Consider the following 26,138-nt stretch of genomic DNA (forward strand, 5'->3'; position numbering starts at 1 on the left):
CCCTAGACCTTGTGGGAAATCTTTCTTATTGGAAATGTTTCAAGACCTATTAAGACAATAAGGCGTTTCCAAAGAAAGAATAGTTACTGTTAATCTAGATGACTTTGAAAATAAAGCATTAAGAAATCCTGAAACACTTCATCAATTTGTACTGAATCGATGCAATGACACCGATACATACTATATCTTCATCGATGAAGTTCAAATGTGCAAGAACTTCTACGAAGTGTTGACCAGTTTTTTAAGGCACAAAAATTTAGATATCTACGTTACAGGCTCAAATGCCTTTTTGCTTTCCGGTGAGCTGGCGACACTTTTACCGGTCATTATTCAGAAATTCACTTATCCATACTATCCCATTCCGCATGAGCAGAAGACAGCCTAAACTCAGTCGATGAGCTTTTTCGATATATGCGTATTGGAGGATTTCCGGTGATTATCCCCTACCGAAACGATGACCGATTGATTCAATCCTATTATGAAGGTCTTGTGTCTTCTATTATTCTTAAGGATATTTGTTACAGACTCAAAATTCGGGATGCTACGTTGTTGGATCGGTTGGCAACTTGTCATCGACAAGCATTGGAAGTGTTGTTTCCACCAAAAACATTATGAATGTTTTTAAACACGAAGGCTTTGACGTCTCATTACCTGCGGTGTATGGGTACTTGCAAGCTTTAGAAGGCAACTATTTTTTCCACAGAGTACCTTGATTTGATATTCGAGGAAAAAGAGCCTTAAAAAGTGAAGAGAAATTTTATTTGTCCGATGTGGGATTTTGCTATGCGATGACGTCTTCTCCTGTTAGGGATTATGGTCACATTTTAGAAAACATCGTTTATTTAGAGCTCCAACGTCGTTACAAAAAGGTCTCCGTTGGACGGATCGGCGAACGTGAGATTGACTTCGTTGCGGAATCATCAGAAGGCTTCACTTATTTTCAGCTCGTGATGTCTGTCATGGATCCAAACACTCTAGAGCGAGAACTTTCTGCTTTTAATCCAATACGAGACGCTTACCCAGGATACCTTATCACCACTTACAGAATCGGTGCTGGAAGAAATTTCAATGGAATCATTCAACTGAACGCGGCTGATTGGTTGCTTGGCGTACCGCCGAGAATATCTTAACGTTGAGCCATCAAAATTCGGATAGCCAAATATGTATGGTCTGTTTTTTTGTATCTAATTCTTGTGATGCAACCCACGAATCCACCGAAACAGCATAGGTAATAAAATGTAGATTTCCTCAAAAATACGTAATTCTCCTGATTGTTCCATTTCTAAATTTAAATCAAAATGTTCTCATCCTTTTCATAACTTATGAGATCGTCTCTAAAATGCTTTCGAGCAACCGTTTAGACACATTACAGAAAGTCTTGCAGGACAATTCCTGTAAGTCTTGCTGTGCGATCTCATCAGTCAAACCCATCGGCCTTTCGAGCACATCTCGTAAGGCTGTTTTTTTCAGCTTTAGCATCGGGGAACGATTTAGTCGTTTCCCGCTTCCATCGTTTGTCGTTTTCAGCTGGCGCTGCTAAATGACAGGTTCCTTCGGGAGCCACCCCAAACGGTCTGAATACCGTTACTGAAAAGCCTAAAACTCACCACGTGTATTCGGACATTTTCAAAATTTTGAAAATTCGGAAGTTGCTATGTATCCGTCTATCCGTGGCAAGGCTAATGCAAATATCAATATTCGTCTCAATAAACGAACTCTCTCTGTCATCTTCGGTTGCGCTCGACTGATGCGCTCCATGCGTCAGATTGGTCCCCCTATTTATCGATTTAGGTTTGAAACCAACTCTTTTTCAGTGCTTTCATAACTTTTAGGAAAACAAAATGTCTGATAAGCAAACTCAAATTGATAAAGAAAACGTCACCATAGGCTGTTACATCTCATTGGCATTGGCCATTGTATTTTTCTCTGGAATTGCTGCCGGCAGCAGTTATTTTTGGAGTTTCTTAGACTTCACAACCCTCATGGGTAGCGCCGGCAAAGTGGTGGGGAAGGTGACAGAGACTGCCGATGGTGTCAGCACCACCATGACAACCCTAAGAGGTCTTGGCGGATCCGGAGCCATTGATGGGTTCATGCTCGCCATCTCCCTCATCATTCCGGGCGTCATGTTGGCCATGGGCATGATTACCGTTTTTGAACACTATGGCGCTCTCAAAGCCGCCCGAAAGCTCTTGACCCCGATTCTTCAATTTTTGATCGGTGTTCCCGGCACGGCTACTTTAGCTTTAATTGCTTGCCTTCAATCAACTGATGGCGGTGCCGCGCTTACTCGTCAACTTAAAGACTCGGGCGCCTTAAGCTATACCGAAATCAATAATTTCTCAGCTTTCCAAATGGTTGCCTGCGCGCCCATCACCAACTTCGTGACATTTAGCGCTGCCGTCTTGGCTTTCAGCAACGCCGATGGCTCAGGCACTGTTCCCCTTTCCATGGGCACCGGTTTAGCCGTTTTGTTAATCGCCAAGGTAATCGGCGCCAACATCATGCGTTTGATTCAATTGAGGATCGCTCAGCGTGAAAAGATCTCCACAACTTCTTTGCAGACAAGTCCTGTTGCTTTAACCATTGAAAGGAATTAATCATGACTGAACTCAGCACTCAAAAACCTCTGATTACGGAAGTGTTCATCGATGGCGCAAGGCGCGGTTGGGACTTGGCTACAAAGTCCATGTTGCCAAACTTGGTTATGGCTTTCGTACTCATCAAAGTATTGACTGTTTCAGGCCTTCTAAACTACATCGGCATGGCGTTTGAACCGATCATGTCTATCTTCGGTTTACCGGGAGAAAGCGCCATGATCCTCGTGAGTGCCTGGATGTCAAGCGGCGGTGCTATCGGTGTGCTTTTGGCCTTTTTAAGCGACGGTGTCATGAATGGTGAACAAGCCGCGATCATTTTGCCCTCCATTTTCATCATGGGCGGACAACTCCAGTATATGGGACGATGCCTGGGCGTTATCGGCATTAAGGATCATATGCTCTATGTCATCATGCTCATCCCCATTGTTTTGGCTTTCGCGACATTAGCGGTCATGAGCGTTCTTATTTAATACAGGCTTAACACGGTCGAACGAACAAATTGAAAAGGAAATTATCATGAGTGACTCTTTAATGGTTAAACCGGAAGATCTGATTGATTGCGCCGCCGTGGCAGCGCAAATTCGCCACGCTATTCACCAATATCCGGAAATTGGACTCAATTTAACACGCACTGAGCAAACAATCGTTGAAGCACTGAAAAGCTTTGGGTGTGAGGATATTCACACTCGTGTCGGCGGATCAGACGTTGCCGGCGTAGTCTGTGTTGTCAAGGGAGAATGCCCGGGACGAACAATCGGTATTCGAGCCGACAGCGATGCACTACCTCTCAATGAAAACACGGGAGCGCCCTATTCAAGTGAACGCCCAAAACATATGCATGCCTGCGGTCACGACGGTCACGTGGCCACTCTTTTGGCCGTTGTGAACTATTTTATGAAACATCCGCATTTTGCCGGAACACTAGTGGCTATTTTCCAGCCGGGCGAAGAGGGTTTTGCCGGCGCTAAATACATGATTAAAGACGGTCTCGTGGAGCGATTCGGCATCGATGAATTTTATGCGCTTCATGCCGAGCCTTCGCTTGATGTGGGGACCGTCGGTTTTATTTCCGGATACGCCACTGCCAATGCGGATGTCTTTGAGGTGACTTTTGAGGGAAAAGGCGGACACGGTTCTCGCCCTCAGTTTGCTAAAGATCCGGTAATTGCAATGGGCGAGGCTATTTTGGCTTTACAAACGCTTGTTTCGCGCAACATTTCTCCCCAATTAGCCGCAGTGGTTTCTGTTTGCTGCGCACAAGCCGGTGATCCCAATGGTGTAAGCGTCATTCCCCAAAAAGCAATGCTCAGCGGCACAACCCGGTCATATGAGCCTGAAGTCCAAGACACGATTGAAAGACGTATTAATGAAGTCGCTCACGGCATCGCAAAAACCTATGATATTGAAGCAGAAGTTAAATACACTCGGCTTTATCCCGCTATGTACAACACGCCAGAAAATGTTGCGGTGGCTCGTGCAATTGCCACACAAGTGTTAGGAGAAAACAATGTCAAAGAAATCTCCAGGACGACTGGCGGTGAGGATTTCTCGTTCATGCTACAAAAGCGCCCCGGCTGTCTTTTTCGTCTTGGCATGAAAGACGCAGATCACACAGCGCCTGTTCACAATGAGCGCTTCAATTTCAACGATAAAGCCATTGCGACCGGAGCGGCTGTTTTAACATCCATTGCTTTAACACGGATGTTGCCCAATAGCTAGTACTTTAATCGGTATGCCCAAGCACAAGGGCATACCGATCGATTAATAAACTCTTCTATTAAGCTTATATTGAGCTGCTCGTGCGATTTTTCCACAAGTCGCTTAATCGGCGCCGCTTTCCATTGATCGTTTTTTTCCGAAAGCGACTGTCTCTCTGCGAACTTGTGTCAAATCTAATGACAATTTTTAAGCGAAACTACAAATTTTTACCTAGCGTTTTTAACAATTAAGATACTCAACTCATTGTTTATCAAAACAAAATTCTTTAGCCAGATGCTGAGCATAGACTAAATCGTCTGCTCCCATCTGCTTTAACAAATGGGAATGGTCCTTTTTTGAAAAGACGTACGAAGGCTCGACGCCATCAAATGCTTTTCGAGCCAAATGCAATCCTTCATTGCGTCTTTTTAGCGAACGAAAACGCCTTGCGAACAAGAACGCTTTATTGTCGCCACTAAATCGAGAAAGTCCTCTTCTTACCAGCTCATCCACCCGATCAAAATTTCTGGCTTCAATCGCATCTTCAATGGCCCAATCCAAAACGTTGTAGGAATCAGAGAACTCATCAACCAATTCGTTAAGCCGTATTTCTTCCCCACTCATCCGGTACATTGAGAGTAATGACAAAAGATTTTCAAGATCTTCAAAAAGTTCCAAGTCTGCCTTGCCCTCTTTAGAACGCCTCACATGGTTCTGCCATTTATTCTGAAGTCGCCTTGTCAATTCTTCACCCACAGACTGATCCACTAAATATTCAAGCAGTGCCGGTCGTCCGATGATATCTTCAGAACTAAGCAAGTCTTTCTTCAATAATTTTAAAAAACGTCCATCAACCCATTCCCAATCGGCATCTTCTGCGAGACTCTCAAAGCGATCCCAACAATACTCCTCGACCTTGTAGGCTAACGCTTTCTCCATTAACGCTACGCCCCGACAAAGCCGATAAAGATACTCCACCCACTCGAACGCTTTCTGACACTCATCGCACTCCAGAGCGTCTTGCACGCCCTCGTCCACAAAATTAATCAAACCGAAAGACCATTCGACATCGCGTTCTATCCACGGTGTCTGATCAATCATTGATTGGATGCGATTTTTAAGATATTCCGCGTCCACACTTTCACTCAACCAGTTTTGCGTGTACTGCCGCACAATATCTTTTTGCCACTGTCGGTCGTGCGAGCTTTTTCAAAAATGGCCGCTCGAAGCTCATCTTCGTCCATGGCGTTGACACAGTTTTCAAATTCTTGAGAGAAATATTCTTTATTCATCGTTTGATTCCTTATGTATAGGAACAAGTTCGCTAGCTTCAACCAAACAGAGTCTTTCCTGCGGGTCTTGCACGAGCCGTTTCATTTCTGGAGAAAAACCCGAAAGTGAAAAAAGCATAAAGTATTTTTTATCGAAATGGAGTACATATTTTCTAAAAATATTTTTTAGATTTTCTGAAAATTTTCTTTCGTTTTTGATAATTTCATCGGAAGCAGAAAAATCAAACCCACAACAAAGAACATCCCCGTACACAAAAGAGCCAAGCGTTGATCGTTGCCTGTCACCCAAGTGATCAGTCCATAAGTCATCGGACCAATGATATTGGCTACCCACAGCGCCATATTCCAAAATGAATAAAATGCCGCGCGGTCTTTTTCAGGAGCCAGAACACCAACCAAAGCACGACCTGCTGACTGGCTTGATCCCATTGCAATACCAGCCAAGTTCGCAGCCACCCAAAAAAACGCTTTGGTTTGAGCAAAATAAGCCACGCCCACCATGGCTATCCAAATAAAAAGCGTCACGATTAAGGCATTTTTGTGACCAATACGATCCTCCACATAGCCAAAAGCAAAGGCTCCGATTGCCGCGGTGATGTTGACGAGCAACACAAGGAGAATCGTTTCGTCCGGCGAAAATCCCATGGCTTGATCGGCGTAAACCGCGGCCAGTGTCACCACAACGGCGATTCCACCTTGGAAGAAGAGACCGCTAGCAACCAACCAGGCAAAATTTCGGTGAGCGGGCAGACTTTTGAATGTTTTAATAAGGCTGGTTTGGGATTCTTTAACCAAAGACCAAAATGATGATTGGGTTCTAGGCACGGCTCTTTCTTTTAGCCATAAAGCAAGAGGTAGGGCTGCGATAAAAAAGATAACCGCCGTGATGAGCATAGTGTAGGGGACATAATCCTCAGCAGTAAATCCCTTTGACTGCATAGCCAAAACGACAGCCAAGCTTAACCCCAAAGTCAAAAGACCACCGCAATACCCAAAACTCCATCCCCAACCGGAGACTTTCCCAATGGAGCGGTCGTCGGCGATTTCGGGCAAGAAAGCAGAATTAAGCGTCTCTCCAACGTTATAGGCGAAATTGCTGACAATGACCATGAGAACGGCCCAGACAATCGTACCGGTGCCGGTAAAAGCCAAACCGACGGTGCCCCCGATACAAATCAAACTCATCAACACCGTCCAAAATTTTTTATTGGCTTTAAGGTCACTGGCCGCACCAATGAGGGGCATGGAAACAATAGCCAAAATATTGCTTGCCGCGATAACCGTTGTCCAAAGAAGTGTCGCCCAAGAAGCTTCTTCACAAATCACGCTGACAAAATAAGCATTAAAAACCGTTGTGAGGACAACGGTCGTATAGCCGGAATTCGCAAAATCAAAGGCCGCCCAAGAGAGCACCTCACGGCCTGAAACGCCTTCTTTTAAATGCTTAAGTGAAAATAGCGACACTCTTGGATCCTTTACACATGGGCTAATGTTCTGATGTGGGCAACAACCGCTCTTGAAAGACTCCGAGGCTCATAGCCGCCTTCGAGCACGCTGACGATTTTTTCATCACAAACGCTACGCGCGATATCATCAATGATTCGTGTGATATGGGCATAGTCCAAATCAGAGAAATCCAGCCCCGACATAATATCGGCCATATGAGCGTCAAAACCAGCCGAAATTAAGATAAGCTGTGGATGACAGTCGCGAATTAAAGGCTCCCACTTGGAACGAATCACTTCACAGGCCGCCTCTCCTCTGTCACCGGCCGCAAGCGCGAACTTGTGAATATTAGATGCTAAACTCTCAAGCTTCGGATACGGGAAAATCTCTTTTTCAAAAAAAGAGAAGAAATGAATACCCTCAAGCCCAGCCAGAATATCCTCGGTCCCATCACCATGGTGCGCGTCAATATCTAAGACTGCCATTCGCTCAATGCCCAAAACATCTCTTGCGTAAAGCGCCGCAATCGCCACATTGTTGAAAATACAAAAACCTTCCGCTTTATCTCGATGAGCATGATGACCCGGTGGGCGCACACAACAAAACGCATTGGTGAGTTTGCCAGAGTGGACTTCATCAAGCGCTTCAAGTACACAACCCGCGCTTTCTAATGCGGCCGTCCACGAATCACGGCTCACAATCGTATCCTCACTGATATAAATCAATTCACCTTCTTTTTGGGGAATCAAAGAGCGAACGTGGTCGACGTATTGTTGATCATGGGCACGTAAAAGATCCTCTAAAGAAGCCTGGCGCTCGGTCTGTTTCCGACAAAAAGCACTTTCCAAACCCGAAGCAACCAATCGCTCCTCTATCGCTCGAATTCGCTCAGGCGAATCCGGACTCGAGAATCCTGTGATGTGGCGATAACACGATTCGTGGGTAAATAGACCTGTTGACACAAATAATCCTTGTTTTTTCTTTGATTTTAACCGTTACCCACAATTAATTCGTCAATCTATATCGAACAAAATTTTACTTTCTTGTCATTCTGTTCGACATATCGAACAAAAATTTAAAATTAATCAAAATTGTTCGATATAATAGCTAATAATAAAAAAAGGGGAACAAAAATGAGCGAACTCTTAGTACCTCGATCTGATCTATTGGAAAAGATCAAACCGTTTTACAACGATTTAGATTTGATCAAAGTTTTAACCGGTATGCGACGTACCGGCAAATCCACCCTTTTTGAACTTATCAAGGCAGATATTTCCAATTCTTTACACCTTAAAGACAACCATTTCTTGAGTATTAATTTTGAAGATATCCGTTGGCGCTCGCTTCCCCTTGAAGAGATTCATGAAAAAATATTGCACTTTGCTCAACAACAAACCCCATCTTTTGTTTTTTTAGATGAAGTACAGAATGTTGATCGCTGGGAAATCATGGTGAATTCCCTTCGTCAGCACGCCATTGCCAGTATTTTCATAACCGGTTCCAATTCAAAATTATTATCCGGAGAACTCGCCACTCATTTAAGCGGTCGTTACGTTTCTTTTGAAGTTTTCCCTTTTTCATTTAAAGAATTCGTCCTTTGTAATAAAGGAAACTCTGATTTATCAATAAATGAAATTTTTAATACCTACCTCACAGTCGGAGGAATGCCCGCCTGGGCTCATGGATTTTCCAAGCGCCCCTTTGAAGCTTGGCAACAGTACTTAAGCGACCTTTTTGACACCATTTTTATTAAGGACATCATCTCGCGACGTCAAATCCGTGATGTTGAACTATTCAAAAAAGTTCTCCGTTACCTCTTTGACCAAACCGGGCATCCAATATCAATCGCTTCCCTGGCCAGATATTTGAAATCTGAAGGGCGAGCACCCAGCAAGGAAACCTTGGCCAATTTTATTGAGGCTGCCTGCGAAGCTTTTATTTTCGAAAAAATGAATTTTGAAACGGCCGAAGGTAAACGTATGCTAGCCTTCAACCATAAGTTTTACATCAATGATCATGGCTTGCGTCAGGCTTTGTTTTTATCTAACCAAATAAATATTGATCAGATATTAGAAAACATTGTCGCGATTGAGTTACGCAGACGTGGTTGGAAAGTAAGCATTGGAAGAATTGCTTGCGCTCAAAAACCGTCGAAAGAACTTGAGGTTGACTTCATAGCGAGAAAAAACAATCAAACCCTCTATGTTCAAGTGGCCTATTTACTAGCCAATAAGGAAACCGAAGAACGTGAATTCGGGGCACTTTTATCAATACCGGATAACTTCCCGAAGGTTGTACTTAGCTTGGACCCGATCTTGAGACCGCAAAAAGGCATTGAACACCAAGATCTTCGGCAATGGCTTTTATCGGAATGGTAGAACACTCTAAAAAAGTCGTATTTTGTTTTAGAATTCAGAACTGAATTGTTCTACTCTTTTCTCGCTCATTGATGAAACGCTTACTTGACATTGTGTTGATTTTGCTTTCGCTACCAATCATGTTACCTGTAGCGTTAATCGTTGCCATTGCTATTAAGCTTGATTCTCCCGGCCCTGTCTTATACTGGTCTGAACGTATTGGTCGAAATGGAAGGCCATTTATCATGCCGAAATTTCGTTCCATGAGTGTTGGTGCACCCATTGTAGAAGCTGAAAAATTCACCAATGCCGGCAGCTACATCACCAAGGTTGGAGAATTTATTAGAAAAACCAGCCTAGACGAAATTCCTCAGTTCTGGTCGGTTTTAAAAGGTGACATGAGTCTTATTGGCCCCAGACCGCTTTTGCCGATTGAAACCCATGTTTTGGAACTGAGAAAAGCGGCGGGCGTTGATAAGCTTTTACCCGGAATTTCCGGTTGGGCTCAGATTAACGGGCGCACATGCATAAGCGGCGATGACAAGGCTAGCTTAGACATCGAATATATGAAAAAGCGCTCTCTCTTATTTGATATCAAAATCATTCTGTTGACGATCTGGAAAGTCATCAAGCAGGATGACATTGTTCATTAGTTGATCGCTTTTTCTCCATTCACTAAACAGCCAGAGCTCCAATGTCTACTCGGTGGAGCCATTGTCTAGGCAATTGGTCTGCCTTCAAAAACATCACCATGTACCAAGGTAAATAAAGAATGCGTTCATCGCTGTCCACATTACCTTGACACAAAACAACGGCCTCGGATATTCCCCAATCTTTTACATCCAAAACATTATTTAATGCCGCATGTAACTTAAAACTTTTCCCGGACTTCACCTCAACCGGCAAAACTTTTCCATTCTTCTCCACAACAAAGTCAACCTCTCCGTGTCGAATTGAATTGAAATACCTTAATGGGAAACCATTCGCCAGAAGTTGTTGAGCCACCGCGTTTTCAAGAATACTGCCCCAATTGACAGAAACATCACCATTAAGCAATGCGAATTGAATGTTTTGCGCGCAGGCAGCAGTCAATAAACCGGTATCACAGAGATAAAGTTTAAATAAATTGTGTTTTTCGTTTAATTTAAGCGGAATGGTTGGCTGCGTGACGTTGTAGCAGGCAAGCGCGACGCCCGCATCATTGAGCCATAAAAAAGAGCTTTCATACCGATTTTGTCTGGCATTTTTTTCCAAAGACGACAAAGTAAAGCGCCTGTTCTTTTCATCCAACTGCCCGGGGATGGCATCAAAAATACGATGAATCTTATTGCTATTTTGAGTAGAGTATTTGACTATGTCCTGTCGATAAAGAGCCAGAATCTCTCGCTGAAAAGAGATCACTTGCACGATATCGTTCGTAGACACGAAAATATTCACCGCTTCCGGCATTCCCCCGACCACGAGATATGAATAAAATAATTTTTTCATCGTCTCGTGAATCAATTCGCTGACAGGACGTTTATTCAAGTACGCGTCATGTAACAATTCAATTGTCTTTTTCTGAACGCCATTGGCCCAACAAAATTCCTCAAAATCCAAAGGATACATGGTGACCGGTTCTTCAAACCCAACCGGCAAAGAGGGAACGGATTTTGTACTAACACCCAATAAAGAACCGGATTCAATGTAGTCAAAACGACCGTCTTCGACTAAAAACTTAATAGCCACCCGAGCTTGTGGACACTCTTGAATTTCATCCAAAAAAATTAATGTATTGCCAATTTCAAGCGGTTGTCTGACATAGGCTGTTAAGTTGGCCAGTAACTCCTGAGGGCGCAATGAACCGGAAAATATCGTTTTAGACAAAGGGTCATTTAGAAAATTTATCTCAACGAAATGCTTGTACTGCTCTTTACCGAATTGCCGAATGAGTGTTGTCTTCCCGACTTGTCTTGCCCCCGATATACAAAGTGCCTTTCTTCTTTTTTGTGATTTCCATTGAAGCAACCTTGCATAAAGTTTTCGCTCTAACATCTCATCTCCCAACGCTAATCTGGTCATCTAATAATGAGTATTGTAACGTTTTTTAAATATTTTTAATGGGATTTTGTAACGTTTTTTAGATTTTTTAAGAATTAAAATGCTACGTTTTTAGAATTTTTGACTCCTTATAAACAAAAAATGGAGAGTTCCTCATTCAAAGAACTCCCCAATTAAAGACCTAATCGTCTAATCGATCAGTCTTCGTCAACTTTTTTCGGTTGAGCTTTAGCAGCTTTTGCTTGTGCTTCAAGTTTAGCCAAGTACTCTTCCGTAATGTCACCCGTAATGTACTCACCGTCAAAGCACGAGCATTCAAAACGCTCGATGGCAGGATTCATATCATGAAGGGCAGACTTTAAGTCTTCCAAACGTTGGTAAACCACGGCGTCAGCTTCAAGAATCTTGCAGACTTCATCATCGGTCTTGCCGTCTCCGCAAATGAGTTCCGAGCGAGTCGGCATATCGATACCGTAAACATTCGGGAAGCACACGCGAGGAGCAGCGCTCGCCACAAACACTTTCTTCGCACCGGCTTGTTTTGTCATGCGAACAATTTCATGCATCGTTGTGCCACGAACGATGGAGTCATCCACCAAGAGCACGTTCTTGTCTTTAAATTCCACAGCCATGGCATTTAATTTCTGACGAACGGTCTTTTTACGAATGGCCTGGCCCGGCATGATGAAGGTACGACCCACATAGCGGTTTTTAATGAAACCTTCGCGATAAGGTAAGCGCAACCGTTGGGCAAGCTGCTGAGCCGCGGGGCGCGAGCTATCGGGAATCGGCATCACAACATCAATTTCATCCACAGGAATCCTGCGGGCCACTTCGTGAGCCAAGTATTCACCCAAACGCAAACGGGCACCGTAAACCGAGATACCATCAATGACGCTATCGGGACGGGCGAGATAAACGTATTCAAATGCACAGGGAACAAGTTGGGCGTGTTCTGCGCATTGGGCCTGATGGATGTCACCCTTCATGTCAACCCAAATGGCTTCGCCCGGTGCAACGTTTTGAAGCGTTTCGTATTCTTGAGCCTCAAGAACATCAGACTCGGAAGCAAAAATAACATCTCTTCCCGTTGACGTTTCTTTTGTACCGTAACATAACGGACGGATACCGAAGGGATCACGGAAGGCAAGCATGCCTTTACCGGCAATTAAAGCGATACAAGCGTATGAACCTTTGACGCGTTTATGAACACCTTTAACGGCTTCAAAAACGATTTCTGGGGAAATCTTGCTATTGAGCGTCAGGCGGGATAATTCATCCGCCAAAACATTAAGCAGCACTTCCGAGTCACTCGTCGTATTGATATGGCGGCGGTCAGAGTCGTAGAGCTCTTGCTTGAGGGCTTCGGCATTGGTGAGGTTGCCGTTATGCACAAACATGATGCCGTAAGGGGCGTTGACATAAAACGGTTGGCTTTCTTCATTGCTGTCAGCATTACCCTGTGTGGGATAGCGAACTTGACCCAAGCCGCTATTGCCTAACAAATCTCGCATGTTGCGCGTTCTGAAGACATCCCGCACCAAGCCCATTGCTTTATGAATGTGAAAGGTCAATCCGTCAAGCGTGGCAATACCAGCCGCATCCTGACCGCGGTGTTGCAACAAAAGCAACGAGTCATAAAGCCGTTGGTTGACCGGCTCATGAGAAAAAAGACCTACAATCCCACACATTTGATAGCCTCATCGGTTAAAAATTTAAAAATTGTCCCTTCTCAATAGCTTTACTTGCGAAGCTTGGCGATGGAATCCGGCATCATCGGCATCATCCAGTCAATCACATTTTCAGCCAAAGGAATACAAACAGAGTGTCTCCACATTTGAGTGGAGGTTGCGCTCGTCATGCCGGCCAAAAACACCACCGCACAGACAAAAACCACACCGCGCAAAAATCCGAACACACTTCCCAGTACGCGATCCTCGGCGCTAATACGAGCCACTTCAAGCATCTTGCGCAAAATCGTTCCTAAGAGTCCGATAGCAAAGACGCAGGCCACGCAGATTAAGACCGCCGCAATAATTGTCCGAATAGCAGGGCCTAAGCTTTCAAGCGGAATGAGCCCCGCCAACTCAGGCGAGAATCGGATCGCAAAAACAATCCCGATCACCCAGCCCACAATCGATAAAATTTCACGCACAACACCCCGTGTCACCCCAACCACCGTGGAGAGAACTAACACGATAATGATTGCCCAATCCAATTCATTCACGATTAACAGTCCTTATCACTTGTGTCCGCTTTCGCGAAGCTTTTGCGCTATCACGTCTTCACGGGTTGATTTCAACAAATCCGCCAAGGGATCGTCACTGGCACTCTTCTTAGATGAAACCTTTTGAGTAGCCTTCGGTGCAGTTTCTTTCTTTACCGGCTGGCTTGTTTTTGCTGCCGTGGCCGGTTTGACAGCCTTTGGCTGAGCCGGCGTGGCGTTTTTTATCGGCTGCGATTTAGCCTTCGCAGGCTGCGCCGCAGGCGTCTTCGCCTTTTGCTCTTGAGAACGACTGTGGGCTTCCTGAGCCGCACTCTTTAACGTTCTCGTGGGCGCAATTCGGTTCATATCACGCTTGGCGCTTTCTTCCACCTGAACAGGCATGTGTGAAATTTTTCGGCTATCCAAAACCTTGGCCACCCGTTCGGCTTCCTCTTTTGTTTTAAAAAGACCCAAGCGCACTCGCCAAAGTGTTGCCGACTTCTTTTGAACTTTCACAGAATAGACCGGTAAGCCCATTGCTTGATAGCGCGCCATCTCACGCATCGCTCCGGCTTCACTTGAGGTGGCAAGCACTTGAATGTAAAGTGAGCCTTCCGTTGAGGGGGCGTAAGTTTGCGCCTCATTTTGTTTTTGATCCAATTCCGGCGTGGGACGAGCCTCCGGAGCGTCCTTGACAACATTGGGTTTTGAAAGATCCTTCAATGCGCTTTGGTCAGCCGGCATGGACACTGCCGGCCGATTATTAACCGGAAGTTCCATTTTGTAGAAAGGCTCTTTAGTGATGGGAGGAATCTTCGTCTCAGCGTGCCGGTCACTTTGAATAGCAGGCTCTTCAAAGAAAATCGGCAACACCGTTGCCAAAGCGGCAACCAACACGACAGCTCCCACCAAGCGATGGCGAAACTTTGCCTTCACTTGGCTCACCTCAAGCTCCTTATCTTCGGCAAGGTGCTCAAGACCCACCTCAACGCTTTCTTGAGGTGACTTCCAGAACGCTTCTTCGTTGGTTGGTTTATTGGACTCTTGCATTTGTTCGAACAAGCGGCAGGGCCGCGGTTACTGTCACAAAGGAACCGAAGATAATGATTGTATCAATGATCGATGCCTGACGCTTTGCCTGCTTAAAAGCCTCTTCAACACCTTCGCATTGCGTGATTTTGCCATCTTCAACACCCGCCTCAAGCATGACCTTATGCAACACATCCACGCTTGCCCCACGGGGTCCCGGCAAACCAGTGATAAACCACTCGTCAATCACTTCAGACATGATTTTCACCACGTCAATCATGTCCTTATCCGCAAGCATTCCAAAAACAGCAATGACCTTGCCTTGCGTTTTCACGTCTCGAATATTCTGAGCCAAAACGCTAGCCGCATGGGGATTATGACCGACATCCAAAATAACGGTCGGATCCGATTGCACCTTTTCAAATCGTGCGGTTATGCGAACTGTTGTCAACCCCTTTTCAATATCAGCAAGCGTAACCGGCAACTTATCCATCAAGGAAACAACTAGAGCAAGGACACCAGCCGCATTGTCCATTTGATTTCGACCGCGAAGGGCCGGTCGGGGCAAAACCCAGTCATTGACACCCATCCTAAAACGCATACGACCGCCGTCTTCTTCGGTAACGGAAAAATCTTTACCCGCGACCTCAAGATTTGTCTTTAGCGCCTTTGCGTACTGTAAAAGTTTGACCGGGGGATTTTTATCCGCGCAAACAGCCGGGTGTCCTTGACGATAAACATGAGCCTTTTCCCAACCAATGGCATCTCGCGTATTACCCAAATAGGCCTCATGATCAATGCCGATGCTCGTGACAATGCTTGCCGTTGATTGAAGAGCATTAATCGCGTCAAGCCTTCCGCCCAAACCGATTTCCAAAATCACCACATCGGGTTTGGCTTTTTGAAAGACTCTCAGGATACCCAAGGCCGTGAATTCAAAATAAGTCAGAGGCATCCCCGCTCGAGCTTCTTCTACCTCTCGAAAAGCTTCCACCAACGGAGCATCTTCAACAATTTCTCCGTTAATTTGAGCACGTTCGTTAAAAGAAAGCATATGCGGAGAGGTATGCATGGCGGTTTTGTAGCCAGCCGCACGATAAATAGCCTCAAGCATGGCGCAAGTGCTGCCTTTACCATTGGTTCCGGCAACAGTGATCACCGGACAATCAAAATGGATATCCAGGCGATCGAGCATCTTTTTCATGCGCGTAAGACCCAACTCAATCACATTTTCAGGATGTGACGAAAGAATGTAGTCCAACCATCCATTTAAAGTATCTTTACCTTGAGACATTTCTGTGTCCAAAAACAACGCGACCACGCCGCAAGCGTGGTCTCTAGTGCGTCTTTAAATTTTAGATCGTTCTCAAACAAATCATTCGGCGTCCGTAATACGCTTTCTCATGAGCATCGCCATGATTTCTGCAATGTTAGCACGCATTTCACGACGATCCACGATCATATCAATAGCGCCCTTCTTGAGCAAGAATTCCGAGCGTTGGAAGCCATCGGGCAACTTTTCACGAACCGTTTGCTCAATCACACGGGGACCAGCAAAACCAATCAAAGCTCGGGGTTCTGCAATCACCACATCGCCCATAAAGGCAAAGCTTGCGGAAACGCCACCCATTGTCGGATCGGTTAAAACCGAAATAAAGGGCAATTTTTCACGGGCAAGACCGGCAATGGCAGCCGTGGTTTTAGCCATTTGCATCAAGGACATCAAACCTTCTTGCATACGAGCGCCGCCCGAAGCCGCAAAACAGATGAAGGGGCACTTCATGCGCGTGGCTTCTGCCACACCGCGCACGAAACGTTCACCGACAACCGAACCCATTGAGCCACCCATAAAGTTAAATTCAAAGGCGGCCACAACGACGGGCAAACCGCGAAGCGTACCACGCTTGACAACCAAAGCGTCCGTTTCACCTGTTTTTTGCTGAGCTTGCGCTAAACGTGCAGGATAGGGTTTGCTGTCCACAAACTTCAACGGGTCTGTCGGTTGCACTTCTTGAGTGATTTCCACCTGATTTTGCGCATCCAAAAAGTTTTCTACGCGCTCACGAGCTCTAATGCGCATATGATGGCCACACTTCGGGCAAACCATCAAAGAATCTCTCAACTCTTCGGTATAAAGCACTTGCTCGCAACTCGGGCATTTTGTCCAAAGCCCTTCAGGAATAACACTTTCCTTCTTTTCGGGGTGTTCTGAATCCGACTTATGAATGCGAGGCAATAGCCGATCAATCCAACTCATAGAAGAAGTCCTTCAATACAATTCTGTACAAATAATACGATTTGGGATTTTATCAAATCTAAAGCTGTTAACGAATGCCATATTTTGGTTATTTTCTCAAGACCAACAACGTGCACCTTGCCCCTGTCTATCAATTAACTCCACACAGCTTTAGCTGTCAAGAGAATTAGGCAAGAATCTAAAAACTGTCAACTAAACCAGGAAATCGTTCAGAACTGTCAACCGATTTCACGACAAGTCTCTCTTTTTCATTTTCAATTAAAAAGTCAATTTTTTGATTTTCCTGATTACGCCAATGATACAAAGGCCATCCTCAATGCAGATCTATTTCAGGAGCAATTTGATTTTGTCTATTGCACTATGAATATTTGGCTTATTTAATTATCTATTTTTTGTCTATTATCTATATTATCACATTGATTTTAAATGATTTTTATTATTTCATCAGCTGTGACCAAAGTGTCGGACTATAACTGGGCAGCTGAGGGGCATTAGGATATTTCACCCCAACAAGATAAAGGCCTCCTGCGGCAAACGTAGGGGCGGCGACCGTACGGTCACAGGCTTCTAAAACATCGTTGAACCACTGTACGCTTTGCTTTCCCGTACCAACATAAACCAAACTGCCAACGATATTTCGAACCATATGGTGCAAAAAAGCATTGGCTCGCAGTCGAATGCCGATCATGTTGCCGCAACGCTTAACTGTTACTTCGTGGATTGTTCTGATGGGGCTTTTTGCCTGACACTCTGATGCTCTAAAACTCGTGAAATCGTGCTCACCCAAAAGACACTGAGCCGCCTCCTGCATTTTCGTTTCGTCACAAGGTCTAAAAACCCAACCGACGGCCCCCTCCATCAAAGGGGATCTCACTGGATCATTTAAAAGCCAATATTCATAGGTGCGCTCGGTTGCACTAAAGCGAGCCGAAAAGTCATCAGGCACTTCGCAAGCCCAGCGCACAGCTACGGTCGGAGGCAAAAAGGTGTTTACGCCCCGCACCCATGCATTAAGGGGTCTTGCGACAGGAGCTTCAAAATCCACCACTTGATGCGTAGCATGCACTCCAGTATCGGTGCGCCCCGCGCAGATAGTAGAAATCGGCACTGTCGCAAAAGCTTTCAGTGCCGATTCCAATGTGTCTTGAACGTTCGGCATATCGGGTTGGGTTTGCCAACCGCAAAATGCCGAACCGTTATATTGAACGCCTAAAGCAATTCGCATCAGACGCGCTCATGAACTTGCTTTAAAAGGGCCTCAGCTTGTGCCTTATCGGCAGGACTGCCTTTTTGAAGCACTTCTTGCAACAAGGCAATGGCTTCATTCTTCGCTCCAATGGAGATAAATGAACGAGCCATGTCAAGCGAATCCTTCATGCCGTGATCGTCAGCAGCGGCAGCTTTGTGCTCTGCTTGAGTCGGCGCCGGCTGGACTTGCACCGGTTCGTCATCAGCAACCAAATCAAACACATTGGCGCTTGCCGCTTGTTGGCTTGCCGGTTTTTGTGCCGTGGCAACTGTTGCAGTCGGCGCTACAGGAGCTGACTGCACTGCTGGACGCGCTTCAACACGGGGCTCTTCACGCACAGGCGCATGGCTCACACTTTCAAAGGAACTGGTGGGCGCGGACGGCTTAGCGGCACGCGGTGCCTGGGGAGCCTGACGGATCGTCGGCTCTTCATGAACAGGAGCCTTACCCTTATTCATCACTCGCTTGAAGGATTGGAAATCCACATAGCGGCCTTGCTTCGTGCGCCAATAGATAAAGCCCGCGGCGCCCAACATCAAGACAATCAACAGGTACCAGAACCAAGAGGTCGACTCTTCCTCAACAGGCTCCTCTTCTTCAGTCATGATTTCTAATGTCGGCATGGCTTCTTGAGGCGAAGTGCTTTCTTGAGCTTCAACCGATTCTGAAACGGAAGGCGGATTTTCAGGGATAGCCTCTACAGGAGCCTCAGAAGTAGCAGAGACATTTTCCGCCGGCTGCTGAGCCTTATCCGTAGCCGTCAAATCACCATTTTGAGGAGCAGGCGTTGCCGGTGCGGGTTCGGCCGCCTTCACATCACTTTGAATCTCTTCTTTGGTCACCGGCAAATGCTTAACCGGTGCTGTTTGGATAGAGGGCAACGGTTTCTTGTGTTTTGGAGCCTCTTGTTTGACCTCTTTAATGGGAGCCGGACGTTGGGCGACTTCTTCAATACTCAAACCCTTTTGAACGATTTCTCGAGCCGTCTGAGCATTAATGGATTCAACCAAAGACGCTGACGGTGCCGTCACTTTGGCGCCCGCTTTTAATTGTCTGACATTGCCGGCAGGGAAGGCTTCCGGATTGTGAATGGCCAAAGCAACCAACACTTGATTGACGCTGGCGTTGGGGTAACGCTTTTGATAGAGGACTCCCAACGACCACGGGGTGTAACCGGCTTCGACAAGAACAGGTTTACTTAAGTCATAATTTTTCGCCTGCATGCGCTCTAGTGGTGTCATTTCAGTCTTGGTTGCAGGAGCCGGAACAGAAGCCTTAGCCGAAGAAGCAGTCTTTACTGCGGGTTTAGACTCAGGATCTCTCTTTGCCACAGGGGCGGCAGTGGTAATGGGCGCAGCCGCCATCGACACCACTTCAACCGGTTCAACACTGCCTGTCGCGCCAATATGAATATTGTATTGACGAACCGTAACATGCCCGCCTTCGTTTAATTCAACTAATAACGGGAACGCGCGCTCAACTGCCGGGCGATTAGAAGAAATTCGAAGCGTTAAAGGAGACTTATTGATTAAAGCCAAGTTAAGACCCTTGGCCGTTTCAGGCATCGTAATACCGTATTTAGAATAAGTTTCCGCGGGAGCCAATCGAGCCGTAAGCGACGATCCTGTAGGCGATACATCATGAACTAAAAAAGTAGCCTGAAAATTCTGACTGGCTTGGCTTGTTACTTGCAATTGTCCCAAATAGGCTGCCTGAGCTGTGGCACCTACCGCAAGCATCACACCTAACACCAATGCTTTTTTAGAAAAACTCTTCATTTGCCGGCTCCTAAACCCATTGTTTGAAGTCTTTTGAGTCAATCACAATGGGCCTGATATATAAAACCATCACTATCTGGAATCATTGTCAATAATGATTCACGTATACTTGTCGCATTTTAAAGAGATCCCATTGTTTTTTGGGGATTTTTAACGACTAGGAACAAAAAAATGTCTGTTGATCGCCAATGGCTCATTGATGCCTTAAGTGACGCGCTCGAAGCGTTGTCTGAAACGGTAGAACGCTTAGAAGATGAGAGACTCGATCCTGAGGAGATACTCCTTGATGATTTAGCCAATGTCTACGCTAAACTCAATTTTGCCGTCAACACCGCAGAAACCGGCCCCGCCGCCATCGATACAACGGACCACGATGAGCTTATTCAGTGGCCCGAATGTATGCCCTTTGATAGAGATGAAGATTCTCCTCAAATGTCATAACGGGGTTTTAAGTGACGAGGGCGCAAGCCCATCACAATAAGTAATCCGAAATAAACGACAAGGGCCGCGGCTATGTACAGAAAGACGAGACCGGCACGTTTTACCCATTCACTTTGCATACCGGCCCAATCCACTCCCTGTTGCAAAAACGCAATAGTGGCTCCCATTGCCACGGTTGCCACAACGATTCTCACGCTCCACATCAGCCAACCAGAAATCGGCTGGTATTGTCCTCGGCAAATCAGAATAACCAAAAGAGTCAACGCGTTGATGCAGCTGCCCACACCGACAGAAAGCGCCAGTCCCGCATGAGCGAAAACGGGAACAAACGCGATGTTGCAAAGCTGCACACACACAAGACTCACCGCCGCCACCTTAACGGGCGTGCGAATGTCTTTTCGAGCATAAAAGGCAGGAGCCAAAATTTTGATAGCAATAAGCCCCAATAAACCAAACGAGTAACCCATCACGGCAAGGCTTGTCTGGTGTACGTCAAAGACCAAAAAATTTTTCCCTTGATACAAAAAGGCAACCAATGCTTCGGCCATCAAACCTAAACCCACCGCAGCGGGAATGGCCAAAAGGACAACGAGTCTTAAGCCGTTATCAAGCAAGGCGTTGTAACGAGTGAGATCATTTTTGGCAAACGCAGCCGAAAGACTCGGCAGCAACACTGATCCTAACGCGACTCCGAGAAGAGCCGTCGGAAATTCCATCAGACGGTCTGCAAAGGAAAGCCATGTCACAGAACCCGTCCCCAAGCGAGAAGCAATATTGGTGTTAATCAAAAGAGAAAGCTGGGCAACGCCAACGCCAAAAAGCGCAGGAATCATTAACTTCATCACCCGGATGACGGAGGCGTCCTTTGCTGCCTTAAACGGATTGACGGGGCGAGGCAAAACTCCCAGTTTCATTAAAGACGGAATCTGAATTCCCAACTGCAGTACTCCCCCGACAATCACTGCCGCGGCTAGTGCAAAAATCGGCTCATCCAGGTGCGGCGTCAAAAGCAAGGTAAACGCGATGAAAGAAAGGTTCAACAAAACCGGGGTAAAAGCAGGAATGGCAAAGTGCTTCCAGGTATTGAGTACACCCGCGCTCATCGCCACCAAGCTCATAAAGAAGATATACGGGAACATCCACCGGGTCATTTGGGTGGCAAGATCAAAGCCTTGGGGATTTTCTGCCAAGCCGCCCGCAATTAACCAAACCAAAACCGGAGCGATTAGGACACCAAGGATACTGGTGAGAACAAGGACACTCGCAAGAAGACTAAAAACCTTATCGATAAAACTTCGGACTTCCGTCTCTGTTTTTGTTGCCTTAACATCGGAGAGCATTGGGACGAAGGCTTGCTGAAACGCGCCTTCAGCAAACAAACGCCTAAGCATATTGGGCAGGCGGAAAGCCACATAGAAAGCGTCAGTAGCGGCACTTGAACCAAAATAACGTGCAATCAGCATATCGCGTACAACACCTGTTATACGAGATAAAAGCGTCAAGGAGGAGACGGTGGCGGCTGCTTTGATTAAACTCATTGTTCAAATTCCCCAAATATCCTGTGCATTGTATTCGATCTTGAGCAAAAACTTCATTAACCGCTTGAGAGGTTTAAAAGTTTTTGCTAAACTTTGGGACTTTTCCAAGGGAGTGTTCTTCGTGGACGTGTGCGCATGCCCGAAAGAACCGTAAAAATCCGTTGGAAATGAACTGATTCACCAGCCGCTTCCGACTCTGTGCTGCAAGCGTATTTCAATGCTCAATGCCTTTGAAAGCGGCTGTAATTAACAGCCGTAACTTTTTATATAAGGCAAGGAACTAACAATGGCTAATACCAAACAAGCTCGTAAGCGCGCCCGTCAAGCTGTTGCGCGCAACCAGCACCTTTCTGCTCAACGTTCTCAATACCGCACCGCCATCAAGGCCGTGCGTAAATTGGTTGTGGCTGGCGACAAGGCCGCCGCTTCTGAAGCTTTCGTGAAGGCTCAAAAGATCATCGACACGATGGCCGGTAAGAACGTTTTGCACAAGAACGCCGCTGCTCGTCATAAGAGCCGCTTGGCCGCTGCTATCAAGGCAATGGCTTAATTCTTTAAGTTTGAAAGCTTAAAACACCAACGGGGTTGACTTCTTAGACAACCCCGTTTTTGTATCTTCAAGAATTATTCGAAAACGATCTTCTCTTACCGATCACTTTTCAATTTCGTAGGGCCAGTCAATGATGCCGCCCATATCATAAACGTGGGTGTAGCCAGCCGCCTGAAGTTTCAGCATGGCATAGTGACTGCGAACGCCGGATCGACAATAGATGATAATCGGGTGATCCAAATCCTCCGGTAAAGATTCCGGTCTCACTCCTTCTTCAATATCATCGTTATCAAGCAATACCGCTCCAGGGATATGCCCCCACTCGTATTCGTGAGCGTGTCTGACATCAAGAATGAGGAGCTTATCGCCCAATTCTTGCATCATCTTTTTGCCTTCTTGAGCCGTGATGGCCATACCGGTTACTCCCCTTTAAATTTCACTTTCAAAACGCCGACGCCCTGCACGCCGCCCTCTAAAACATCACCGGGATGAACCGTACCAATGCCGGCAGGCGTCCCCGTCATGATCAAGTCGCCGGGTTTTAATTCATAAAGAGTAGACAAATAGCTAATGATTTCAGGGACTGTCAAAATCATCTCTGCGGTCGTTCCCTCTTGGCGCTTTTCGTTATTGACATAAAGCCATACTTTCATCGGTTCATTATCGGGGGTTCGGGAAGCAGGCTTTACAGCCGTCATCGGAGCCGATTCATCAAAGGCCTTTGCGGTATCCCACGGTTGCCCTTTGGCGCTACTTTTTCTCTGGAGGTCTCGGCGCGTCATATCAAGACCGGCCGCATAGCCCCAAACGTAGTCCATCGCATTTTCAACAGGGATATTGCGGCCGGCTTTACCGATCGCAACCACTAATTCAATTTCGTGCTGAAGATCTTCTGTAGCCACAGGGAAATCCAATTCCAGTGTTTTATCAGCCGCTGCATAAACGGCCGCATCAGCCGGCTTTAGAAAAATACTGGGAGGTGTTTTTTCTCCGAGCGCGGCATTAACTGCTGCATAGTTACGAGCCACACCGTAGATACGATGAATAGGGAAGTAGAGGTTTGTTTCGCCGTCAATTGGCAAAACCGGCATGGGAGTAGGAGCAAATAAAAAAGACATTTTCAATACCCTATTGAAAAAGGGGACAGCTCATTAATAAAAGCCATCCCCTGTTTAGCACAAAACGATTAGTTTTCGTCTCTGACCGGACGCACCGGATTGGGTAACCCACGAACCCAGAGATAGAACTGATAGACGTAACCGCTTACCGCATAGCAGCAGAAAACGATAAAGGCCGATAACGACGGGTTGCTGGAGAAGCAAATAAAAGCAAGCGCTGCCACAAGCACAACCCAGAAAGGAATCGTACGAACAAAACCCATGTTTTTGCCGCTGAAAAACGGAGCGTTGGAAACCATCGTCACGCCGGCGTAGATACAGAGAACAGCGGTGATATGGGGGATATATTGGGTCAAGGTGGGTGTCAGGTGACCGGAAACCGCTAGCCAGACAAAACCCATCACTAAAGCGGCGCCTGCGGGGCTTGCCAATCCTTGGAAAAAGCCCTTGTCAATGAAACCAATATTGGCATTGAAACGAGCCAAACGGACACCGGCGCCAGCACAGAAGATAAAGGCCGCGGCCCAACCCAATCCGCCAAAATCTTTGAGTGCGAACTCAAATGCAATCAAAGCCGGGCAAACACCGAAAGCGGTCATGTCCGCGATGGAGTCAAACTGTTCGCCGAAACTGCTTTGCGTGTGCGTTAAGCGAGCCACGCGTCCGTCCATTCCGTCTAAAAGCATGGAAAGGAAAATGGTGGCCGCCGCAATGCCAAATTTCCCTGCCATTGCCTGAGTAACCCCCCAGAAAGCACAAATCATCGATGCCATCGTAAAGGAGTTAGGCAAAAGATAAATACTGCGGGCACGGGCCTCTTTAATACGTTCCTTAATATTTGCTCGAGGAGAACGACGAATTTTTCGCATGATAAAACCTTTCTCTCTTTACTCGCTCAATTAAGCCTTAGGAGCCAATTTGGCCAAAATAGTTTCGGTTCCAAGTACCTTTTCACCGATGGTGACGCAAGGCGTTGCATCCGTGGGCAGATACACATCCAGGCGACTGCCAAAACGGATAAAGCCGTAACGTTCACCCTTAGATAATTGATCGCCCTTTTGGATATAACAAAGGATACGGCGTGCCACAAGGCCAGCCACTTGAACCACTGTGATACGGTTGCCGTCATTAACACGAACGATCACCGCGTTGCGTTCATTTTCAGTACTGGCCTTATCTAAATCGGCATTTAAGAATTTGCCAGGATAGTACTGGACATCTTCCACCGTTCCATTAACGGGGAAACGTTGGCAGTGAACATTAAAGATATTCATGAAGACGCTGATCAAAATCGCTTCTTCATTGGTAAAGGGATCGATCGTTTTTTCAACCTTCACAATTTGCCCGTCTGCGGGAGACAAAACAGCTTCGGGCATAGCAGGAACGGTGCGGGGCGGATCACGGAAAAACTGCGTGACAATAATGAAAAATATCCACAACAGCGCGGCTACAAAACCAAATCCGGCCAGTGCCGTCCACAAAAGAGCTAAAAGAAAAGTACCACCGATGTAAGGCCAACCTTCACGGGCCAAAATGGGGTGTGGGTACTTTTGATTCATGAGTCTGATCTCCGTGACTAAATTCAAACTGCCAATTGTACGCTATTGGCAAAGAGTTTCTGCTTTTTGCTCATGTTAACCGCAAATGATTTTTATTGGCACGTTGTTAAAGGAATGTAACACTTTTCCGTTGTCTGAAAAAATGGCCCGTCTGTCTAATACAAACGAGCCTCATTACCAAAAACCCACTTAGCCTAGCGCTTAATGAGAACCTCCGCACTGACCGTTAAATTCAAGTCGCTGGTTCCGGCCTCCAATTGCGGAGCAATCACTGCTGCGTCTCGTGCTGACTTTGCCGAGGCTGACATCATCACATTTAAAGGCCTTGGATTAGCGCTGCCGCTAAACCGCAAAGACTGCAACTGCACCTTAGAGGCTTCACTTCCGACAGATTGAGCAATCCAAACAGCTCTCTGCGTAGCATCGGCTACAGCCAATTTATGAAGTGATTCATCGTATTTTGCTTTAGCTGTATCTGATACTCTGAAATTCAAACCATCTAAAGCCAACTCACCATTGACGCTTTCAATAACCTTAGGCACTAATGTCACATCAGGGGCAATCACTTGCAAAGACTGCGTCACACGCCAAGCAACAATTTTTGGTGTTTGATTGCCTTTTGTCTCGCCGTAAACCGGATAAGAATTGATGTATTGCGTTTTAAGCTGTAATTGATCGCTTACTGCCTTAATTTGAGATAAGCCTTTATTCATCGCTTTGACGGCCTGAGACGTTGCTTCCTGAAGGGTGGAGGCCTGAGCCATAGCCGACCAATTCATCAACGCTTCATCATTAGGAACGGTTAAAGAGGCAGTCCCATTAATACTTAAGGTCAGCCCTTTTTCTGACAACTGAATACCATTCATAGAGTTTGAAGCTATAGCTACACCTATTGTCGCCATTAAAGCACCCGCAGCAGCCACTTGGAGGATTTTATTCATCTATTTATCTCCATAAATAAAATTGATCGGTTAGTCTTA

28 protein-coding genes are annotated in these 26,138 nt (G+C 46.1%); 10 read left to right on the plus strand and 18 right to left on the minus strand.

Annotated elements, in window-relative coordinates; translation table 11 throughout:
- The first annotated feature begins 79 nt into the window (after window positions 1-79).
- The 6 genes from M3080_RS03530 (at window position 80) to M3080_RS03555 (ending at window position 4,319) form a co-directional block, all read left to right on the plus strand.
- Entirely contained in the window at window positions 80-385 is a 306-nt protein-coding gene (locus M3080_RS03530; protein ID WP_249092005.1) for an ATP-binding protein, read from the plus strand.
- Between the two features lie 403 nt (window positions 386-788).
- Window positions 789-1,130, plus strand: a complete 342-nt coding sequence (locus tag M3080_RS03535; RefSeq protein WP_487369337.1) for a hypothetical protein — start codon at window positions 789-791, stop codon at window positions 1,128-1,130.
- A 524-nt stretch (window positions 1,131-1,654) separates the two neighbouring features.
- Window positions 1,655-1,825: a hypothetical protein gene (locus M3080_RS03540; RefSeq protein WP_249091923.1), complete on the plus strand. Its 171-nt coding sequence runs from the start codon at window positions 1,655-1,657 to the stop codon at window positions 1,823-1,825.
- Window positions 1,826-1,841: 16 nt separating this feature from the next.
- Entirely contained in the window at window positions 1,842-2,600 is a 759-nt protein-coding gene (locus M3080_RS03545) for a nucleoside recognition domain-containing protein (protein WP_249091924.1), read from the plus strand.
- 2 nt (window positions 2,601-2,602) lie between these two features.
- Window positions 2,603-3,070: a nucleoside recognition domain-containing protein gene (locus tag M3080_RS03550; RefSeq protein ID WP_022473708.1), complete on the plus strand. Its 468-nt coding sequence runs from the start codon at window positions 2,603-2,605 to the stop codon at window positions 3,068-3,070.
- Between the two features lie 46 nt (window positions 3,071-3,116).
- Window positions 3,117-4,319 carry a M20 metallopeptidase family protein gene (locus M3080_RS03555; RefSeq protein WP_249091925.1) on the plus strand — a complete coding sequence of 401 codons (1,203 nt, stop codon included), beginning with the start codon at window positions 3,117-3,119 and terminating at the stop codon, window positions 4,317-4,319.
- A gap of 240 nt (window positions 4,320-4,559) precedes the next feature.
- Here the strand turns inward: M3080_RS03555 and M3080_RS03560 are convergent, their stop codons facing one another.
- From M3080_RS03560 to M3080_RS03575, 4 genes are all read right to left on the minus strand, one after another.
- Entirely contained in the window at window positions 4,560-5,435 is an 876-nt protein-coding gene (locus M3080_RS03560; RefSeq protein WP_249091926.1) for a hypothetical protein, read from the minus strand.
- Between the two features lie 8 nt (window positions 5,436-5,443).
- On the minus strand, window positions 5,444-5,590 hold the full coding sequence (locus M3080_RS03565) for a hypothetical protein (protein ID WP_249091927.1): 147 nt from the start codon (window positions 5,588-5,590) through the stop codon (window positions 5,444-5,446).
- A gap of 165 nt (window positions 5,591-5,755) precedes the next feature.
- Window positions 5,756-7,054 carry an MFS transporter gene (locus tag M3080_RS03570; protein WP_249091928.1) on the minus strand — a complete coding sequence of 433 codons (1,299 nt, stop codon included), beginning with the start codon at window positions 7,052-7,054 and terminating at the stop codon, window positions 5,756-5,758.
- Between the two features lie 11 nt (window positions 7,055-7,065).
- Entirely contained in the window at window positions 7,066-7,998 is a 933-nt protein-coding gene (locus M3080_RS03575; protein WP_249091929.1) for a histone deacetylase family protein, read from the minus strand.
- A 171-nt stretch (window positions 7,999-8,169) separates the two neighbouring features.
- Between M3080_RS03575 and M3080_RS03580 the strand changes: the two genes are divergently transcribed.
- Both M3080_RS03580 and M3080_RS03585 read left to right on the plus strand, forming a co-directional pair.
- On the plus strand, window positions 8,170-9,414 hold the full coding sequence (locus M3080_RS03580; protein WP_249091930.1) for an ATP-binding protein: 1,245 nt from the start codon (window positions 8,170-8,172) through the stop codon (window positions 9,412-9,414).
- Between the two features lie 71 nt (window positions 9,415-9,485).
- Window positions 9,486-10,046 carry a sugar transferase gene (locus M3080_RS03585; RefSeq protein ID WP_022473719.1) on the plus strand — a complete coding sequence of 187 codons (561 nt, stop codon included), beginning with the start codon at window positions 9,486-9,488 and terminating at the stop codon, window positions 10,044-10,046.
- A gap of 22 nt (window positions 10,047-10,068) precedes the next feature.
- Here the strand turns inward: M3080_RS03585 and M3080_RS03590 are convergent, their stop codons facing one another.
- The 8 genes from M3080_RS03590 to M3080_RS03625 form a co-directional block, all read right to left on the minus strand.
- The gene (locus M3080_RS03590) at window positions 10,069-11,427 is read right to left on the minus strand and encodes an ATP-binding protein (RefSeq protein WP_249091931.1); all 1,359 of its coding nucleotides are present in this window, start codon (window positions 11,425-11,427) and stop codon (window positions 10,069-10,071) included.
- Window positions 11,428-11,630: 203 nt separating this feature from the next.
- Complete coding sequence (gene purF, locus M3080_RS03595) at window positions 11,631-13,124, minus strand: amidophosphoribosyltransferase (protein ID WP_022473721.1); 1,494 nt, start codon at window positions 13,122-13,124, stop codon at window positions 11,631-11,633.
- Window positions 13,125-13,174: 50 nt separating this feature from the next.
- Window positions 13,175-13,660 carry a CvpA family protein gene (locus M3080_RS03600; RefSeq protein ID WP_022473722.1) on the minus strand — a complete coding sequence of 162 codons (486 nt, stop codon included), beginning with the start codon at window positions 13,658-13,660 and terminating at the stop codon, window positions 13,175-13,177.
- A gap of 15 nt (window positions 13,661-13,675) precedes the next feature.
- Window positions 13,676-14,701 carry an SPOR domain-containing protein gene (locus M3080_RS03605; RefSeq protein ID WP_249091932.1) on the minus strand — a complete coding sequence of 342 codons (1,026 nt, stop codon included), beginning with the start codon at window positions 14,699-14,701 and terminating at the stop codon, window positions 13,676-13,678.
- Window positions 14,673-15,962 (minus strand): bifunctional folylpolyglutamate synthase/dihydrofolate synthase, encoded by a 1,290-nt coding sequence (locus tag M3080_RS03610; RefSeq protein ID WP_249091933.1) that lies wholly within the window; start codon window positions 15,960-15,962, stop codon window positions 14,673-14,675. Before M3080_RS03610 ends, M3080_RS03605 begins: the two co-directional genes overlap by 29 nt.
- Before the next feature lie 81 nt (window positions 15,963-16,043).
- Entirely contained in the window at window positions 16,044-16,925 is an 882-nt protein-coding gene (gene accD, locus M3080_RS03615) for an acetyl-CoA carboxylase, carboxyltransferase subunit beta (protein WP_249091934.1), read from the minus strand.
- Between the two features lie 436 nt (window positions 16,926-17,361).
- Window positions 17,362-18,150, minus strand: a complete 789-nt coding sequence (truA, locus tag M3080_RS03620; RefSeq protein ID WP_249091935.1) for a tRNA pseudouridine(38-40) synthase TruA — start codon at window positions 18,148-18,150, stop codon at window positions 17,362-17,364.
- Complete coding sequence (locus M3080_RS03625) at window positions 18,150-19,952, minus strand: FimV/HubP family polar landmark protein (RefSeq protein ID WP_249091936.1); 1,803 nt, start codon at window positions 19,950-19,952, stop codon at window positions 18,150-18,152. Before M3080_RS03625 ends, truA begins: the two co-directional genes overlap by 1 nt.
- 171 nt (window positions 19,953-20,123) lie before the next feature.
- Here M3080_RS03625 and M3080_RS03630 point away from each other — a divergent pair, with 171 nt between their 5' ends.
- A complete protein-coding gene (locus tag M3080_RS03630) occupies window positions 20,124-20,393 on the plus strand; it encodes a hypothetical protein (RefSeq protein ID WP_249091937.1) in 270 nt (89 codons plus the stop codon).
- Here the strand turns inward: M3080_RS03630 and murJ are convergent.
- Window positions 20,381-21,931 carry a murein biosynthesis integral membrane protein MurJ gene (gene murJ / locus M3080_RS03635; RefSeq protein ID WP_249091938.1) on the minus strand — a complete coding sequence of 517 codons (1,551 nt, stop codon included), beginning with the start codon at window positions 21,929-21,931 and terminating at the stop codon, window positions 20,381-20,383. The genes M3080_RS03630 and murJ overlap by 13 nt on opposite strands.
- A gap of 286 nt (window positions 21,932-22,217) precedes the next feature.
- Between murJ and rpsT the strand changes: the two genes are divergently transcribed.
- Window positions 22,218-22,481 carry a 30S ribosomal protein S20 gene (rpsT, locus tag M3080_RS03640; protein WP_022473730.1) on the plus strand — a complete coding sequence of 88 codons (264 nt, stop codon included), beginning with the start codon at window positions 22,218-22,220 and terminating at the stop codon, window positions 22,479-22,481.
- A gap of 102 nt (window positions 22,482-22,583) precedes the next feature.
- Here the strand turns inward: rpsT and M3080_RS03645 are convergent, their stop codons facing one another.
- From M3080_RS03645 to M3080_RS03665, 5 genes are all read right to left on the minus strand, one after another.
- The gene (locus tag M3080_RS03645) at window positions 22,584-22,895 is read right to left on the minus strand and encodes a rhodanese-like domain-containing protein (RefSeq protein ID WP_249091939.1); all 312 of its coding nucleotides are present in this window, start codon (window positions 22,893-22,895) and stop codon (window positions 22,584-22,586) included.
- Between the two features lie 5 nt (window positions 22,896-22,900).
- Window positions 22,901-23,599 carry a fumarylacetoacetate hydrolase family protein gene (locus M3080_RS03650; protein WP_022473732.1) on the minus strand — a complete coding sequence of 233 codons (699 nt, stop codon included), beginning with the start codon at window positions 23,597-23,599 and terminating at the stop codon, window positions 22,901-22,903.
- Between the two features lie 68 nt (window positions 23,600-23,667).
- On the minus strand, window positions 23,668-24,468 hold the full coding sequence (locus M3080_RS03655; protein WP_249091940.1) for a CDP-alcohol phosphatidyltransferase family protein: 801 nt from the start codon (window positions 24,466-24,468) through the stop codon (window positions 23,668-23,670).
- Between the two features lie 30 nt (window positions 24,469-24,498).
- On the minus strand, window positions 24,499-25,158 hold the full coding sequence (locus M3080_RS03660; RefSeq protein WP_022473734.1) for a phosphatidylserine decarboxylase: 660 nt from the start codon (window positions 25,156-25,158) through the stop codon (window positions 24,499-24,501).
- Window positions 25,159-25,352: 194 nt separating this feature from the next.
- The gene (locus tag M3080_RS03665; RefSeq protein WP_249091941.1) at window positions 25,353-26,099 is read right to left on the minus strand and encodes an SIMPL domain-containing protein; all 747 of its coding nucleotides are present in this window, start codon (window positions 26,097-26,099) and stop codon (window positions 25,353-25,355) included.
- Between the last annotated feature and the right edge of the window lie 39 nt (window positions 26,100-26,138).

This window comes from Parasutterella secunda (assembly GCF_023336895.1).
Taxonomy (GTDB): domain Bacteria; phylum Pseudomonadota; class Gammaproteobacteria; order Burkholderiales; family Burkholderiaceae_F; genus Aphodousia; species Aphodousia faecalis.